Origin of the sequence: Emticicia soli, assembly GCF_037860775.1 — a bacterium.
Taxonomy (GTDB): Bacteria; Bacteroidota; Bacteroidia; order Cytophagales; family Spirosomataceae; genus Emticicia; species Emticicia soli.
The window spans coordinates 368,931-386,172 of the sequence record NZ_JBBEWC010000008.1 but is presented as its reverse complement, the minus strand read 5'-3'; the positions used below and the strand labels follow the sequence as shown (position 1 = coordinate 386,172).

Genomic DNA, 17,242 nt, shown 5'->3' with positions numbered 1-17,242 from the left:
GTTTAAGTGCCGAAGTTTTATAGTTTTGCAATAATAGAATATATTATTCAGAATTCCTTAAATTTATCCGTTTCGGATTGCTTGCATGAACCAAACTGAGATTGAATACCGCAATATTATAAAGATTTGTCAGGACCTTTTCGAGAAAAAAAACAAAGATTACGGTACATCATGGCGAATACTCCGCCTGCCTAGCATCACCGACCAGATTTTTATTAAAGCTCAACGCATCAGAACCATTCAGGATAAAGGATTCAGCAGGGTTGATGAAGGCGAAGTGCCTGAGTTTATCGGCATTATCAATTATTGCGTAATGGCATTGATTCAGCAGAAATTGGTTGATGAAACCACAATAGAAATACCATTTGAGCAGCTACATGATTTATACAATGCCGAAATTGCCGAAGTAATGGAATTGCTATTCAACAAAAACCATGACTACGGCGAGGCATGGCGCGATATGCGTGTAAGCTCAATGACCGATATTATTCTGATGAAACTATTCAGAATTAAGCAAATAGAAGATAACCAAGGCAAAACCATCGTTTCGGAGGGTATAAAGGCGGGTTATCAGGACATTATCAATTATGCTGTGTTTTGTTTAATCAAACTTGGGCACGCCCAAAGCCAGCAATAAATTTCTGCTTGTGTTAACAAGTAATTAACAAATGGCTTTTCAGGCCGAGGCTATATTTGCACAATAAACAGGTTTTCTTGCTGACTTTTTAAACCTTACCTTATTTATTTATGAAACTTATCGCACACATTTCACGCATTATTGTAGGCGTTATATTTATTTTCTCCGGTTTTGTTAAAGTAGTTGACCCTGTGGGTACAGGTATTAAACTAGAAGAATATTTTGAGGTTTTTTCGCAGGATATTCCTGCCCTGCAAAATTTCTTCATGTTCTTTGCCCATAACTCACTCGCACTTTCGTTGATTTTCTGTGCCTTAGAAGTAATTCTGGGTGTGGCTACGCTCCTATCGTACCGCATGAAAATTACGGCTTGGTTGCTACTGGCTGTTATTGTGTTTTTTACTTTTCTTACATTTTATTCGGCATACTTCAACAAAGTAACCGATTGCGGTTGTTTCGGCGATTTTCTGAAACTAAAACCGTGGACATCGTTTAACAAAGACATATTCCTTACGGTTCTTATCCTGATTATTTTTATTTACCGCAATGGCTTTAAAGATTCGAACCTGCACGCTGTAATGGCTGTGGTTACAATACTATCATTTGGTATAGGTATTTATGCCATTATGTATTTGCCACCAATCGATTTCTTACCTTATGCTATTGGCAAAAGCATACCAGAGCAAATGAAGCCAACGGGTGTGAAACCTATTTTTGAATATACTTTCCTGGATAAAAAGGCTAATAAAGAGATAAAATCGAGTGAGTTTTTGATGGATACCACTGCCTATAAATATGTATCGTCAATTACGCTGAATGATGATAAAGTGAAGCCTAAAATCACTGATTATTTTGTAAACGATTCGGAAGGAAATGTGTACACCGACTCTACTTTTATTGGCAACAAAGTACTGTTGGTTTTCAAGAATATAAAAGATGTAAATAGCAATCAGATAGCAGAAATAAAAGCACTAGCTAAAAGTGTAGAAGGAAGCATCATTCAGCCTTTAGTACTAACATCAGCTATACAAAGTGAGTTTGAACAGTTTAGGCAAACAAATGGCCTTACAACGCCGTATTTTACTGCAGATGCAACCGTTTTAAAGACAATGGCACGAACAAATCCATGTGTGATTTTGTTACAAAATGGAGTAGTAAAAGGAAAATGGGGTAACCATAGCATACCAGATAAGGCTACACTTGAAGAAAAATTAAAATAGACACATATACTAATTAAATTACGCCCAAACAGACAGAATGACTACAAATATTTTTCTAGTTGGTATGCCATCTTCAGGTAAAAGTACTTTGGGGAGGCAATTAGCCAAAAGTTTAGGATACGAATTTGTTGACTTAGATGCCAGAATTGAAACCGCAGAGGGGAAGAAAATTTCGGAGATATTTGCCCTGAATGGTGAAGAATACTTCCGGAAAGTCGAGAATCAACAATTGAAAAAAATACAAAAAGATATGCGTCTTGTGGTAGCTACCGGTGGTGGAGTACCTTGTTTTCTGGACGGGCTCGAATACATTAAAGCAAATGGTATAAGTATTTTTCTGGACGTTAAACCAAACCGACTTCTGGAAAGAATGCAGTTATCGAAGAAAAACGAAAGGCCACTTTACGACCTCGAAAACAAAGATTTACTGACTACGCTCACCGAAAAATACAACGAACGCTTGCCTTTTTATACGCAGGCTGATATTACGATTGAAGGTGATACCGACCCGGCAGCTATCTTGTGGATACTGGAAGCAGAGTTTGCAAAGAAAATACAATAGGTTTGCTAAAACAGTCCCTATAACAGAAAAGCCCAATCAGTTGATTGGGCTTTTCATTTTTACTCTATTTGTATTTCATCAGTTATTCCAATTATGGCATTTATCAGAAGAAAGTACCTACTGATACCACAAAATTCGTAGCTTTTGTAGTTAGGTTAGCCGAAGCATAATTTTGTGGGTTACTCAACTCATAAGGCGTATAAGCACTTTTGAACTGGTTGAAAACTGCCGCTAAATCGATAAAGAATTTAGACGAACGGTAGCCAATACCACCTGTAAAAAGCATTTGTGAGCGGTTCAGGTTGTCAATTCTCTGTTTGTATGGGTCTGGCATAAATTTAGCACCTGCTCTCACACGTACATTCTGCACACGGTACTCTGCCCCTACTTTCACGTTTACAACATCATTAAAAGTACTTTGTACACGTCTCTTTTGCTCAGGCCCCCACGACCCATCCTGAGGGTCTTTGATACCCATACCTCTATAACCTACATACTCGGCATCGGCAGTAATAAAACCTGCTTTATTAGGAAAGAAAAATGTTGCTCCACCGCTTGCTTTCAAAGGCGTTGTAAGCGAGTACGAAAACACATTTTCTTCAGTTGCAATATTTCTAACAGCTCCTTGCGGAACTACCGAATTACCCGATTTTGGGTCTATAAATATATGAGAATTATAAAGCTCGCTTACGCTTATCCACGATGGTGTTATTAAACTGGCACCTAAGCTCACATTCTCAGTAGCTTTGTAGATAGCACCAACAGAGAAGTTTACACCGCTTCCACGCACATATAGGTCTTCGCCATACTCAAAACCATTAAAGACCGTACCAGTCGGGAATCGCTCATTATGCGTTGTTACGTTGTCATAGTTTAAGCGTACAAAACCAATACCTAAACCAATATAGGTTTTATCGTCGAAATTGATACCATAACCCAAATTCCACTGGCTCGTTGAGCCTGTTGTGGCAATATCGCCGGTTTGTTGCACTGGTAAGCCTTCTTCCATAACATAATAAGGCGCATTGCCATTGGCCGAAGGGTCGATAAGGTATGACTGGTAATACATGGCAGTAGACGAAGAGGCTATTCCTGTATTAGGGTTAAATTCCTGGTCGAGTGTGGTTGAGTTTGCACCTCTTATGGTAGCTCTTTCAGCAAAGAAATCGGCCATTGAGCTGCGTTGGTTTGTACCTGTATAATTGGTATTTGCCAAAAAACTATTTTGACGTGAATAAGTAACAGCAAATGCCGAGCGTTTTTTGCGGGTTCCGATACCGCTATTGCTGAATATCAAACCTAGCTGCCCGATATTTGGGCTGGTATTGCTTCTATTGGTTGTACCGCCTGCATATAACGATGATACGTTTACAGAATTAAGTACTGGTGTAATGCTCAGCTCAGAGCGGTTATAAAAACCTAAACCTGCGGGATTTGTGTAGTTGTTAGTGGCATCGGCACCCAAAGAAACGTATCCGCCACCTAAGCCTTGCATACGGGCAGAGCCGGAAATTTTCGATTCAGAGAATCTAAAGGCATCTTCACCATAAAAGTGCCCACCTAAATTCAATTGTGCCTTAGCTCCGATTCCTCCCATTAATAGAGAAGTTGTAATCAGAATGCGTGAGATTTTCATTTTCTTATAAACTTTATGATTGAAGAATTTGTAACAAGGATAATTTATCCGAGTAGTTGTTTAATCATTCTTCTTTTTTAAGGGTACAATTACCAAAGCTTTTTTAATAGAAAACCTCGCCAAACAATGATGATCCAGCGAGGTTTCTGAATATTTTACTATACTCTAGAACGTTTCCACGTTTACTCATACGAGCTTAACAAACTTATTACCCTAATTGTTTTTGATAGCGGGCTATTATCTTGGGCCACGGCTACCGCCGCCACCGCTGCTACCACCACCACCACGAGAACCACCTACGCTACCGCTGCTGCTTGAGCTTGAACTACGGCTAGGTGCACTCCATGTTGAATTTGAAGATGGGCTTCTTGACCAGCTATCAGAACCTCTTGATGAGCTTCTTGTGTTACCGCTTCCGCTCGACCAGCTATTAGATGAACGAGAAGAAGATGAAGAAGGACGGCTGTAATCATACGTTCTGGCAGAATTACTACCTTCATAACCACCATTTCTACGAGGGCGAGCGTAGTAGGCATCGCTGCTGCTACTGCTGCTGCTTGAACGTGAGTTTGGAGAGTTGCTGAACGATGAGTTGCCTGCGCCATTTCTTCTTGGTGTGGCATAGTAGCCATCGCTGTTTGAATAGCTTCTACCTGTACCAGAACCTGAGTAGCTTCTTGCGTTAGCATCGCCACGACGAGCATTTTCTACATTTCTTACAGCAGTATTATTGAAACGGTCGTTGTAAACGCCCGAAGCTCTACCGCCATCACGTGGGCCATACGTACGTGTTCTTGCTAAACCATCTACACCTGATGTAACGTTGTAAATATAGCGTGGATAGCCATAATAGCCGCCAAATCCGCCAAAACCACCGTATCCACCATAACCGTAGTAATCATAAGGGCTGAAACCCCACGGACTACCCCAGCCACCCATGCCCCAAGGGCTATACATTGCATAATATGGGTTGTAGAAACCACCACCCCAGAATGGGTCGTAGAAACGGTTACCCCAACCACCCCAGCCATTACCAAAGCCGTAGCCTAGGCCAAAGCCGATGTTAAAGCTGTTAAATCCACCCCACGAATTCCATGAATTAAATCCGAATGGAGAATTATAACCGAAACGGTTGAAAGGGCTGGCCCAACCTACAGGTTGACTCCATGCGTAATCATTCCAACCTGACTGATAACCATCAGAGAAACCCGAAGAATAACCCGGCTCTGCCGAGTAACTACGTTGTACTTTACGAGAGTTTACATAGTTCTCATCAAAATACTCGTCAGTTCCTTCAGCTTGAACAGGAGTTTCCTCTCTCTGATAACGAAGATTATCTGTATAGTCAGGATTTTGGTAAATATTTGAAGGTTGCGTAGAAGTTTTATAAGTTACCTGCGGCGCATCTTTCGACGAGCCGTAAAGGTCATCGTAATCACCTTTGGTAGCAACTTGTTTTTGACTACAACCCCAAGTACCCAGAAGCACTGCGACCGATAGATACCTGAAAGATTTCAAAGTGTTCATTTTATCTCTAATAATTAATTGTGAACTAAAAATAAACTTCATTCTATGTGAATGATGCGCGAGCGTTTAAAAAGGTTGTACGGCATTAAAAAAAAATAACAAATTTTTTACAAACCCCGCCTCTCGCACACACTTTTGTTTGTTTAGCCTTATGCTACCTAAAAGTAACATAATTATCTATGACAAACTTAATATAAAAACTTATCTTTGCAAGCCAATCTGAATGAAAGTTTGATTAAAATCAGACCAGATTGTGCTTTTCGTAGATATAATATTAACGAAACATATATCTATTAGATTCATTTCAGGGTATAAAGTTTAATTATTTATCAAACAATTTATGAGTAAAGGGCTTCCAAAACGTAGTGAAAATTATTCGGAGTGGTACAACGAATTAGTTAAGCGAGCAGATTTGGCTGAGAATTCAGCGGTAAGAGGATGTATGGTTATCAAACCTTACGGGTTTTCAATCTGGGAAAAAATGCAACGTGCTTTAGACGATAAGTTTAAAGAAACAGGGCATACCAATGCATATTTCCCGCTTTTTGTACCCAAAAGCTTGTTTGAAGCAGAAGAAAAAAATGCCGAAGGGTTTGCCAAAGAATGTGCAGTAGTAACGCATTATCGCTTAAAAAATAACCCTGAAAAGCCTGGCACACTCATGGTTGACCCCGAAGCTAAACTCGAAGAAGAACTGGTTGTGAGACCAACGAGTGAGGCTATTATCTGGAACACCTATAAAAACTGGATACAATCTTACCGTGACCTGCCGATTCTGATTAACCAATGGGCAAACGTTGTTCGTTGGGAAATGCGTACACGTATGTTTTTACGTACAGCAGAGTTTTTGTGGCAGGAAGGCCACACAGCCCACTCAACCAGCGACGAAGCCATAGCCGAAACCAAGCAAATGCTTGATGTATATGCTACCTTTGCCGAAGAGTTTATGGCTGTGCCTGTGGTAAAGGGTTTTAAATCGGCCAATGAGCGTTTTGCAGGTGCCGAAGAAACCATGTGTATTGAAGCCATGATGCAAGACGGTAAAGCGTTGCAGGCTGGTACGTCTCACTTTTTAGGCCAAAACTTTGCTAAGGCATTTGATGTGAAGTTTCAATCAAAAGAAGGGAAACTTGACTATGTATGGGGTACATCGTGGGGTGTTAGTACACGCCTGATGGGTGCTTTGATTATGGCTCACTCTGACGACAACGGTCTTGTATTACCGCCAAAATTAGCCCCTATCCATGTTGTGATAGTGCCTATTCACAGAGGGGAAGAAGACCTTGCAACTATCAAAGAAACTATTACGCCAATTATGAAAGAATTGAAGTCTTATGGCATAACTGTGAAGTTTGATGATAGCGATGCACAACGCCCGGGTTGGAAGTTTGCTGAATATGAGCTGAAAGGTGTGCCTGTGCGTATGGCAATTGGTATGAGAGATCTACAAAACGGTGTGATTGAAGTAGCTCGTAGAGATACCTTAAGCAAAGAAACTCGTCCGCTTGAAGGCATAGCAGTTTATGTGAAAGATTTATTGAATGAAATTCAGGCTAGTATTTATGAGAAAGCTTTGAATTTCAGAAAAGAAAACTCTTTTGAAGTAAATACCTGGGATGAATTTAAGGAACAAATCGAAAAAGGTGGTTTCTTACATTGCCACTGGGATGGTACTTCTGAAACTGAGGAGAAAATCAAGGAATTAACCAAAGCAACTATCCGTTGTATTCCGCTTGATGCCAAAGAGGAAGAAGGTACTTGTATATTAACAGGCAAACCATCATCAAAACGTGTAATATTTGCGAGAGCTTATTAATTGAGCAATCTTGTTTTTCATAAGCGAGGCGAACCTTTGGGTTCGCCTTACTTTTTATAGTTCTTTTCTTAAAATCTAGTCTTCTGTTTCACGGAATGGCATTCCGTTGAACTGCTTGACGGAATATCATTCCGTCTTACGTGTCTGCATTTCTTTTCTAAACTCCTTATGCTGTTGAATCAACAAATCTAGTTTTTCGTGCAGGCTTCTTATTTCTTCTTCTGCCTTCTGGTTAATTTTTAAATCTTCTTTGGCTCGCTCTCTGTCTTTTTCTTCTTGTCTGTTCTGGCTCATCATAATTACGGGCGCTTGTAGCGCAGCAATGCATGATAGAATAAGATTTAAAAGAATAAACGGATATGGGTCAAAGCCTTTATTATTCAGCCAATAGATGTTAAAGGAAATCCAGATAAATAGAAATGACATAAACGATAAGATGAACGTCCAGCTTCCACCAAAAGAAGCTATTTTATCGGCCATTCTATCGCCAAAATTTGTGGGGATATTATCTTCTTCGAGTAAATCTTTTTCCATACATTTTTTGTTTTTGCACTTAAATTCTGATTTTTTCTAATGATGCAAAAGTATATTAAAATTTCACCTACTGTATAAAACTAAAAAAACAATTTCTGTAGAGACGTATTGCAATACGTCTCTACAAAAAATACAATTTACCAAGAATTTATATATCTTAAAATTCAGTAAATTAATGGCAATTAGCTCTCAACTATTATTATTTAACCACCTCTTTTACAGAATAGTACAAACAAATAATAACAGAGAGCAAAGCTCCCTGCTATTATGCATTACCGTGAAATTTAAAACTGTACTAATATAAAAACCTGTGTTACTCTTCAAGTGCCTCGGCAAACTTATTCCGATAGAACACATAAAATATCAGTGGGAAAACAAATAATGTTAACAAAGTAGCTGTTATCAGCCCGCCTATTACCACAATAGCCAGTGGTTTTGAGGTTTCCGACCCAATACCTGTTGAAATAGCGGCCGGAATCAGACCAATCATGGCCATTAGGGCTGTCATGATTACGGGGCGTATTCTTGAACGAACACCTTCAAAAATGGCATTATTGAGTGTCATTTTATCATGCAGGTTTTTCTTGAAAACCGAAATCAGAATTACACCATTCTGAATACAGATACCAAACAAGGCAATAAACCCGATACCTGCCGAAATACTGAAATTGGTGTGCGAAATAAGCAGTGAGGCAATACCCCCAATAATGGCAAAAGGCACATTAGTTAATACAAGACCTGCATCTTTTATATTACCAAACAGCACAAACAGTATCAGGAATATCAAAAGCAAGCTGATAGGTACCACCTGTGCCAAACGGGCAGTAGCACGTTGTTGGTTCTCAAAATCGCCGGCCCATTTCATCTTATAGCCTTTGTCTAGTTTTACTACTGCATTTACTTTTTTCTGTGCTTCGGCAATGGCAGAGCCCATGTCTCGGCCACGAATTGAGAATTTAACCCCAATAAAACGTTGGTTAGCTTCTCTGAAAATCAAAACGGGGCCGGTTTGTGAGTAAATATGCGCCACACTTTTCAGCGGAATCTGGCTGCCAACTGATGTTGGAATCATGAGGTTTCCGATAGCCTCTTCGTTACTTCTAAACTGTGGTGCATAACGAATGCGTAAGGCAAAATGGCGTTCGTTTTCATATATCTGTGTTGCGGCTTTCCCTCCTATGGCCATTTCAATAACTGCCTGTGCATCGGCTTTATTTACACCATATAGCGCCAGCTTTTGTTCATCTAGCTCAATTCTTAACTCTGGTTGACCAATGTTTTTGATGACCCCGAGGTCTTCAATACCTTTTACTGTTTTCAGTTGATCGTACACCTGAGTAGCTTTTGTTTCTAACGTTGGCAGGTCTTGACCGTATATTTTAACGGCAATGCTACCTTTCACGCCTGATACCGCCTCTTCTACATTATCCATGATTGGTTGTGAGAAGTTAAACAATACACCGGGGTAAATAGCCAGTTTTTTGTTCATTTCATCAATCAACTGCTCTTTGGTTATATGTCTTTTCCATTCTTCTTTCGGATAAATATCTACCAGAAACTCAACATTATAAAATCCGGTTGGGTCGGTACCGTCGTTAGGGCGTCCGGTTTGAGAAATCACCTGTTTCACCTCAGGGAAAGTCTGAAAGATTGCCCGCATGGTCTGGGTTTGTTTCACCGATTCTTCCAACGAAATATTCATTGGCATACTCGCTCTTACATATATTGAGCCCTCGTTGAGTTCGGGCAAGAACTCTGTTCCCAGAAATTTAAAGTTGAAAAAACCAACAACAACCAATATCAAGGCAACGAGCAGGCTCAGTTTTTTGTGTTTATAGGTAATCGAAAAGAGTTTCAACGATTGTTTTTCTAAAAACTCTACAAACACATTGTGTTTCTCTTTTACGTTTTTCTTCAAAAGTATGCTTGCCAATACAGGTACTAGCGTAAGGGTGAATATCAATGCACCAAGTAAGGCAAAGCCCAATGTCCAGGCCAATGGACTAAACATTTTACCTTCTACTTTCTGAAAGCTGAAAATCGGAATCAGACAGGTAATAATAATGGCTTTCGAGAAGAAAATGGCTTTGCCCAATTCGGTTCCGGTTTTCTTCAATAAACCTAGTTTAGATAATTTATTGAAACGCTCCATGCCTATTCGGTGCGAAAGTTGGTCGAGCGTTACAAAGATACCTTCAACCATTACCACAGCACCATCTACAATAATACCGAAGTCGATTGCACCCATTGAAAGTAGGTTAGCTGACATGCCTTTTAAGCGTAAACAGATAAAAGCAAACAGCAAGGCTAAAGGAATAACAATTGAAACCGTAACAGTTGTACGCCAGTCGGCCATGAACAAGAACACGATACAGGTTACAAAAATGATACCTTCGAGCAAATTGTGCGTTACGGTGTGCGTAGCAAAATGAATCAGGTTTTCACGGTTGTAGAAAGTGTTTATCTTCACATCTTTTGGCAAAATACCCGAGTTAATCTCTTCAATCTTAGCTTTTACTTTTTCAATTACCTGGCTCGGGTTCTCGCCTTTGCGCATCACAATTATACATTCCAACACATCACTTTTATTGTCTCTACCTGCTTGGCCGAGTCTTGGCAATGCTGATTCTGACACATTAGCCACATTTTTTACATAGATGGGTACGCCGTTGGCATTTTTTATCACAATGTTTTCAATGTCTTTTGCGCCTTTCAACAAACCGATTCCTCTAACCACATAAGCCTCTGAGTTTTTCACAATCACATCGCCACCAACATTGATATTCGCATTTGATACGGCCTGATACAACTGGATAGGCGTAATATCATAATCAAGTAATTTATGTGGGTCGGCTGAAATCTCGTATGTTTTTACCTCACCCCCAAAACTCACTACATCGGCTACCCCAGGCACACTTTTCAGGTTACGCTCAACTACCCAGTCTTGTAAGGTTTTCAGCTCTCTTACGCTTCTTGTCGGACTTTCGAGTGTATATCTAAAAATCTCTCCGGTTGGCCCGTAAGGTGGCTCTACCTCAGGGTTTGCACCTTCGGGTAGGTCTACCTCACGCAATAAATTATTTACCTGCTGGCGTGCAAAAGCATCGTCGACCTCATCTTCAAACATTACTTTTACAACAGATAATCCAAAAACTGTTGTTGAGCGAATGTCTGTTTTTTTCTGAACCGGATTCAAACCAATTTCTAAAGGAACAGTTACAAATTTTTCTACCTCTTCGGCGCTTCTGCCTGGCCATTGAGTAATAATAGTTATCTGAGTATTGGTTACATCAGGAAATGCCTCAACGGGGGTATTCTGATAGCTGATAAAACCTGCTACTATTGCCACGAGCGTCATGAAAAATATGAAGTATTTATTTTTCAACGAAAACGCTATAATATTTTTAATGAACTTGTTCATGAGAGAAATAAATTTAGTGATTTAGCGAATGAGTGGTTGAGTGATTAAATGGTATATGAGATTAAATGAATTTGTGATTAGAAATTGTCATTTTCAGGGCAAAACGCACCCATAGAAGCTGATTATCAGCATCTTAATCACTAATTCGCTCATTCACTAAATCACTAATTATTCAATGCTTGATAAATAAGAAGTTGGTTATCAGTAATCACCTTTTCGTTGGGGGCTAATCCACTGGTAAGATAGGTCGTTTCGCCAGTTGTTTTATAGACCTCAATTGGTTTTACAAGCAAATCTTTGCCGTTTTGTAATACCACCACGTAGTTCTGGCTTTTGTCGAAAACAATCGCTTTCGACGGAATCGCCACTTTCTGGTCGGTTCCGGCATATTCCAGATGTACATTAGCAAACATCTCTGGTTTCAGAAAGAAATTCTTATCATTATTATTCAATACTATTCTTACTTGCTCGGTTTTAGAGCTTGGGTCTAGTACATTAAATATCTTATCAATTTTACCTTTAAAAACCTTGTTCGGATACGCCAACGTTGAAATATCGGCAGAATAACCCAATTTCACATTTGCAAGGTCAGACTCGTAAACATTGGCGATTACCCAAATCTGGTCAAGATTACTTATCGTAAATAAGTTTTCTGGGTCATCAGAGCGCAGCTCCATTCCCGGCGCAGCTTTTTTCTCTACCACATAACCACCAACCGGAGCTTTTACCACATATACCGAACCATTACCACCTAGTATATTCTGACGCTCGCCTACACGGTTCAACTCACCTTTAGCTGCCTGTAATTGCTCTTGTGCTGCTACTAAATCTTTTTGCGAAGCCAAGCCTGATTTCGACATATCTTCAGCTACCTGGGCATTCTTTTGTGCTACTGATAGTTGCGAACGAGCTGATATTGCCTGCTGTTGCAAATCGGCTAAATCACCACTTCTGATTACAGCCAGCACTTGTCCTTTTTGCACATAATCGCCTAATTCTATTTTTACATCTTCAATATGACCACCTACCAGCGGAAATACTTTCACAACTTTATCTTCGTTAAACTGGATTTTTCCAGTCAGGCTCAAATCATTAGCAACTGTTTTTATTTCGGCATCTGCTGTTACCAGATGTTTCATTTGTTCAGGCGTAAGCGCAGAATTATCTGCAACACTGTCTTTCTTATCTTCTGCTTCTGAGTTAGTACAAGAAGCCAATCCTAGAGCCGAAAATGCTGCCAGCCCTGCAATTATTAATATATTGAATATTTTAAGCGTTTTCATTTTACGTATTGTTTTAAATTTCGTTCCTGATTTATTTGTCTGAACTGTGCCGCGACGGCGTACCGTTTTACCTGATTTAATGATTTATAATGACAACTACACTCTAAATCAGGTAAATCAAACAAATCAGTTAAAACGGTACGCCGTCGCGGCACAGTTCAAGACATTCACTAAATGATTACCTTCCCAACTGCGTAGTTTAGGTCTTCGAAGGCTTTCATGCGGTTGTTTTGTAATTGGTTAAACTGGATAACGGTATTCTTATACGAATCGAAGAAATCTATGAATTCGACCACGTCGATATTCTGTTTTTTATAGTTTACTATTACCCCATCTATTAGTTTCGAGAAGTCGGTGGTAAAGCGATTATCAAAAGTCTGATACATTTTATCCGCTTGTAAGGCCTTACTAAAAGCACTTATTACACTTTGCTGTACTTGTAGTTGCGAAGCCTGCAAAGCAGTTTGCACCGTTTGGATACGTATTTTAGCCGCCTCTATGTTACCTTGGTTTTTGTTAAAGAATGGCAACGAAATACCCACACCTACACCCAGATAATTACTGATGTATCCACCGTTACGGTCATAATTCAGTTGCAGGTTTATATCTGGTTTTGCCAGTGCCTTTTGTAAAACCAGGTTTTGGTTTTCTAGTTTTACGCCTGTTCTTATTACATTCAAATCACTGCGGATTTCTTCTGCTTGCGTTACCAAATCGCCTATTTTAAACTGATTCAGGTTAACGATTGGCAAGTTTGCATCGGCTACTATGTATGTGCCAACATTATTGGTTAACACATTCAAGTCAGCTTGGTCGTCGATAATTGTTGCTAAAATCTGCTGTCTTTCTGTATTCAGGTTAAAAAGGTAGGCTTTAAGGCGAGCCAGGTCTTTCAGAGGTACATTGCCTTTATCAAATTGTTGTTGATAAAGGTTAACCGTTTGCTGCAAGGTCAGAATCTCCTCATCATATACTTTCAATTGTTGTTGTTGGTAGTACAAATCATAAAAAGAAGTACGAAGCGCATATTGCAAATCACGAAGCAAAACCAAAGTTTGGTTCTGTATTTGCTCGGTGTTCAGCCGTGCCAGTTCTACCCTTTTGTTTCTCTTACCTGCAACCTCCAACAACTGTTGGTATTGCAAAACTTGTTGTGCATTGTTTTTGCTGAAACCTCCTAATTCTTTTCTTTGCGTATTATAAGGCATGTGTTCGAGATACAAACTCGGATTTGGCCTTAAACTCGCTTGCAATTCATAAGCTTTACTTTCGTTGATACCCATTTTGGCTGCAATTAATTGCAGGTTTTTGTGCGTAAACTCTTCTTCGGCTTGTGGGAGCGTCAGGTGAAGGGTATCTTGTGCTGAGGCAGTTTTTATGGCTAATAGGCAAAACCATAAAAAAGTGTATCGAATGCGTTTCATTGTTGCTGTTTTGATACAGCAAAATTGTTGGCAAAGAATTATACCCGCATTAAACAAGGATTAAAAGAAGATTAAACTAAAACACAAACACATAAAGTACTTAAAATCAGTTACTTATAAAAAAAACAAGAGATTAAAATTGTATTTTTACAATACTGTACCCTAAAAACAAAAACAATTTCAGAACTTTGTTGCTTAAATAAATGTAGATATTAAATAATATATATTCATTTTAAGCCCCTATCAGGGTAAGACAAATACAGTTATGGTAAAATCAGGCGACACAGTAAATGTACATTATAAAGGCTCGCTAAGCGACGGAACAGTTTTTGACAGTTCGGAAGGACGGCAACCATTACAGTTCACGGTTGGTAGCGGTATGGTTATTCCGGGTTTTGACAATGGCGTAACAGGCATGGCCATCGGCGATAAAAAGACAGTTTTTATTCCGGCAGAAGAGGCTTACGGCCCGGTAAGAGAAGACATGATTTTCACATTCAACCGTTTGGATATTCCGGAAGATATACCTCTTGAAATAGGTGGTACCTTGAATATGCACAACGGACAACAGGCAATACCTGTAATTGTGCGTGAAATATCTGCTACCAAAGTAAAATTAGACGCAAATCACGAACTTGCCGGAAAAGATTTGATTTTTGAAATTGAATTGGTGAGTGTGAGATAAGAGGACAAATAATTTTCGGGATATAAAACCTTATTCCTTAATAGAAGACCCCATCCCCGACCCTTCCCCAACCGTGGGGAAGGGAGTAAAAAAAGTCCCTCGCCCCACAGTTGGGGAGCGGCCGCTGCGTAAGGATTTAGGGCACAAGGTTTCAACATCAAGTATTCCCCTCCCATGCTAAAACAACCCTTCATAAACTTGCTTAAAAGCTATACATCAGATACCAATCTGGTGCATAAATACTGGCATGAACTTGAAGAAGCCTATTCACAAAAGGGGCGGCATTATCATACATTGGCACATCTTGAAAATATGCTTGTTGAATTAAACAACATTAAAACTGAAATTCAAGATTGGGACACGGTTTTATTTTCGCTCTATTATCATGATGCCGTGTATAACGTACTAAAAAGTGATAATGAAGAGCAAAGTGCCGACCTCGCACAAAAGAGGATGCAAGCAATTGGAGTGCCTACCCATATAGTTGATACCTGCCACACACAGATTATTGCTACTAAAAAACATACATTGAGCGATAATACTGATACCAACTACTTTACCGATGCCGACCTCTCTGTTTTAGGCAAAGACCCAGAAACGTATACGCTCTACACCCAACAGGTAAGAAAAGAATACAGCATTTATCCTGATTTGCTTTATAAGCCCGGCAGAAAAAAAGTATTAAGGCATTTTCTGGACATGGACAGGATATTTAAGACTGATTATTTCTTCAACAAATACGAATCTGCCGCTAAGAAAAACCTTCAGAAAGAGCTAGAAACGCTGTAAATCTATCCGTTTAATATTCCAGCTTCTTATTAATAGTTTCTTTACTAATTTCATCCTTTATCCTCATTCTTCTTATTTCTTGTTGTTTTAGGTGCAACCTTATCCGCTTTTCTGTTCGTCATTAAAGCAACAACACCGATAATTAACACCAAAAGAATCAAAGGTAATTATGAAAGAAAATAAGTTGAAGTTGCGGGTAATGGCTTTGCTGTTATCGATGGTTTTTGTTGCCTGTAATAAAAATTCTGACCCCTCTCCCACTAGTTCGAACGACGCTGATACCGTAAGTGCCGAAGCACATGAAGCGGATAGTGATTACGTATGGGCCAGCACCGATGTAGTACCCATCACACTCAATGGTACATCTATTACTGTCAGCGGCGCAGGCGCAACGGTATCGGGCAGTAAAGTAAGCATTACCAAAGCAGGTAATTACAGCATAAGCGGCACATTGAGTAATGGACAAATAGTTGTAGACACCGAAGACAAAACCATTGTGCGCTTGATTCTGAATGGTGTAGATATTGCGTCTGCCAACAGCTCACCTATTTACATAAAAAACGCCGAAAAAACATTGATTGTGCTGGCCGAAAACACGCAAAACAAGCTGACAGACGGCAAAACTTATGTATATGATGATGTTGCTGAGGAAGAACCAAACGCCACAGTTTTCAGCAAAGACGATTTATCTTTCTTTGGTACGGGCTCACTTACCGTAAATGCCAATTTTGCCGATGGCATTGTGAGTAAAGACGGGCTGGTTATCAAAAGCGGTAATTTTATTGTAAACTCAGCCGATGATGCTATCAGAGGGAAAGATTACCTGATTATAAGAGACGGTAGTTTTACTATTAATTCAAAAGCTGATGGACTGAAATCGTCAAACGATAGCGATGCTGCTCTTGGCTATGTAATTATCGACAAAGGCACTTATAATATTGCCGCCGGAGACGACGGGATTCATGCCGAAACAAAATTGATTATTAATGGTGGCGATATTAATATAAGCCAATCATACGAAGGAATTGAAGGCGCCGAAATAACAATTAACGATGGCACAATCCACCTTGTATCGAGCGATGATGGTATCAATGTAGCTAGTGGTACGGCAAGCCAAGGCGGAGGTTTTGGCGGACAAAATAATGCAGCATCAAATGGACTGCACCTTTATATTAATGGCGGGTATATCTACGTAAATGCCAACGGCGATGGCCTAGATTCTAACGGCTCTATTACCATGACGGGCGGAACAGTGATTGTGAATGGCCCTTCTGCCAATGGCAACGGTGCACTTGATTATGACGGCTCATTTAAAATTACAGGCGGTTATCTGATAGCCGTTGGTAGCTCTGGTATGGCACAAATACCAGGCACTAGCTCAACTCAAAATTCGGTACTCATTGGTTTCACGGCTGCACAAAATGCCGGAACATTAGTAAATATCCAAAGTGCTGATGGCAAAGCGCTTGTTACATTTAAGCCAGCCAAAAGATTCCAGTCTTTAGCTTTCTCATCAAAAGACCTAGCCAACGGCTCGTACGATGTGTATATAGGTGGTAGTTCAACAGGTACCGAAAAAGACGGTATCTTTAGTACAGGCACGTATAGCGGCGGCACAAAAAACACCAGTTTCACGGTTTCAGGTGTTGTTACTAAGGTTAATTCGAGGTAGATTTTTATATGTATAGATTTCGTTAGTGCAAAAAGG

13 protein-coding genes are annotated in these 17,242 nt (G+C 39.8%); 7 read left to right on the top strand and 6 right to left on the bottom strand.

All coding sequences use genetic code 11. The features are described from left to right. The first annotated feature begins 85 nt into the window (after positions 1-85). The 3 genes from WAE64_RS15340 to WAE64_RS15330 all read left to right on the top strand — a co-directional run bounded on the left by WAE64_RS15340 (position 86) and on the right by WAE64_RS15330 (position 2,419). Positions 86-637 (top strand): DUF1599 domain-containing protein, encoded by a 552-nt coding sequence (locus tag WAE64_RS15340; RefSeq protein ID WP_340237898.1) that lies wholly within the window; start codon positions 86-88, stop codon positions 635-637. Between the two features lie 110 nt (positions 638-747). Further along, positions 748-1,857: a BT_3928 family protein gene (locus WAE64_RS15335; protein WP_340237896.1), complete on the top strand. Its 1,110-nt coding sequence runs from the start codon at positions 748-750 to the stop codon at positions 1,855-1,857. A 37-nt stretch (positions 1,858-1,894) separates the two neighbouring features. After that, positions 1,895-2,419 carry a shikimate kinase gene (locus WAE64_RS15330; RefSeq protein ID WP_340237895.1) on the top strand — a complete coding sequence of 175 codons (525 nt, stop codon included), beginning with the start codon at positions 1,895-1,897 and terminating at the stop codon, positions 2,417-2,419. A gap of 103 nt (positions 2,420-2,522) precedes the next feature. On the opposite strand, the gene WAE64_RS15325 is transcribed toward WAE64_RS15330, so the two are convergent. Both WAE64_RS15325 and WAE64_RS15320 read right to left on the bottom strand, forming a co-directional pair. Next, positions 2,523-4,055 carry a hypothetical protein gene (locus WAE64_RS15325; RefSeq protein WP_340237893.1) on the bottom strand — a complete coding sequence of 511 codons (1,533 nt, stop codon included), beginning with the start codon at positions 4,053-4,055 and terminating at the stop codon, positions 2,523-2,525. 237 nt (positions 4,056-4,292) lie between these two features. Beyond that, complete coding sequence (locus WAE64_RS15320) at positions 4,293-5,582, bottom strand: hypothetical protein (RefSeq protein WP_340237892.1); 1,290 nt, start codon at positions 5,580-5,582, stop codon at positions 4,293-4,295. A gap of 340 nt (positions 5,583-5,922) precedes the next feature. Here WAE64_RS15320 and proS point away from each other — a divergent pair, with 340 nt between their 5' ends. Beyond that, the gene (gene proS, locus WAE64_RS15315) at positions 5,923-7,398 is read left to right on the top strand and encodes a proline--tRNA ligase (RefSeq protein WP_340237891.1); all 1,476 of its coding nucleotides are present in this window, start codon (positions 5,923-5,925) and stop codon (positions 7,396-7,398) included. Between the two features lie 126 nt (positions 7,399-7,524). Here proS and WAE64_RS15310 read toward each other — a convergent pair whose 3' ends face one another. The 4 genes from WAE64_RS15310 to WAE64_RS15295 all read right to left on the bottom strand — a co-directional run bounded on the left by WAE64_RS15310 (position 7,525) and on the right by WAE64_RS15295 (position 14,060). Further along, on the bottom strand, positions 7,525-7,932 hold the full coding sequence (locus WAE64_RS15310; protein WP_340237890.1) for a DUF1003 domain-containing protein: 408 nt from the start codon (positions 7,930-7,932) through the stop codon (positions 7,525-7,527). Positions 7,933-8,245: 313 nt separating this feature from the next. Further along, positions 8,246-11,353: an efflux RND transporter permease subunit gene (locus WAE64_RS15305; RefSeq protein WP_340237889.1), complete on the bottom strand. Its 3,108-nt coding sequence runs from the start codon at positions 11,351-11,353 to the stop codon at positions 8,246-8,248. 164 nt (positions 11,354-11,517) lie between these two features. Then, positions 11,518-12,636: an efflux RND transporter periplasmic adaptor subunit gene (locus WAE64_RS15300; RefSeq protein WP_340237888.1), complete on the bottom strand. Its 1,119-nt coding sequence runs from the start codon at positions 12,634-12,636 to the stop codon at positions 11,518-11,520. Between the two features lie 170 nt (positions 12,637-12,806). Continuing rightward, positions 12,807-14,060 (bottom strand): TolC family protein, encoded by a 1,254-nt coding sequence (locus tag WAE64_RS15295; RefSeq protein WP_340237886.1) that lies wholly within the window; start codon positions 14,058-14,060, stop codon positions 12,807-12,809. Between the two features lie 265 nt (positions 14,061-14,325). Between WAE64_RS15295 and WAE64_RS15290 the strand changes: the two genes are divergently transcribed. The 3 genes from WAE64_RS15290 to WAE64_RS15280 all read left to right on the top strand — a co-directional run bounded on the left by WAE64_RS15290 (position 14,326) and on the right by WAE64_RS15280 (position 17,206). Further along, positions 14,326-14,745, top strand: coding sequence for an FKBP-type peptidyl-prolyl cis-trans isomerase (locus WAE64_RS15290; RefSeq protein ID WP_340237884.1), 420 nt, complete (start codon positions 14,326-14,328; stop codon positions 14,743-14,745). A 174-nt stretch (positions 14,746-14,919) separates the two neighbouring features. Then, complete coding sequence (locus tag WAE64_RS15285; RefSeq protein WP_340237883.1) at positions 14,920-15,534, top strand: HD domain-containing protein; 615 nt, start codon at positions 14,920-14,922, stop codon at positions 15,532-15,534. Positions 15,535-15,703: 169 nt separating this feature from the next. Then, complete coding sequence (locus tag WAE64_RS15280) at positions 15,704-17,206, top strand: carbohydrate-binding domain-containing protein (protein ID WP_340237881.1); 1,503 nt, start codon at positions 15,704-15,706, stop codon at positions 17,204-17,206. The last annotated feature ends 36 nt before the right edge of the window (positions 17,207-17,242 follow it).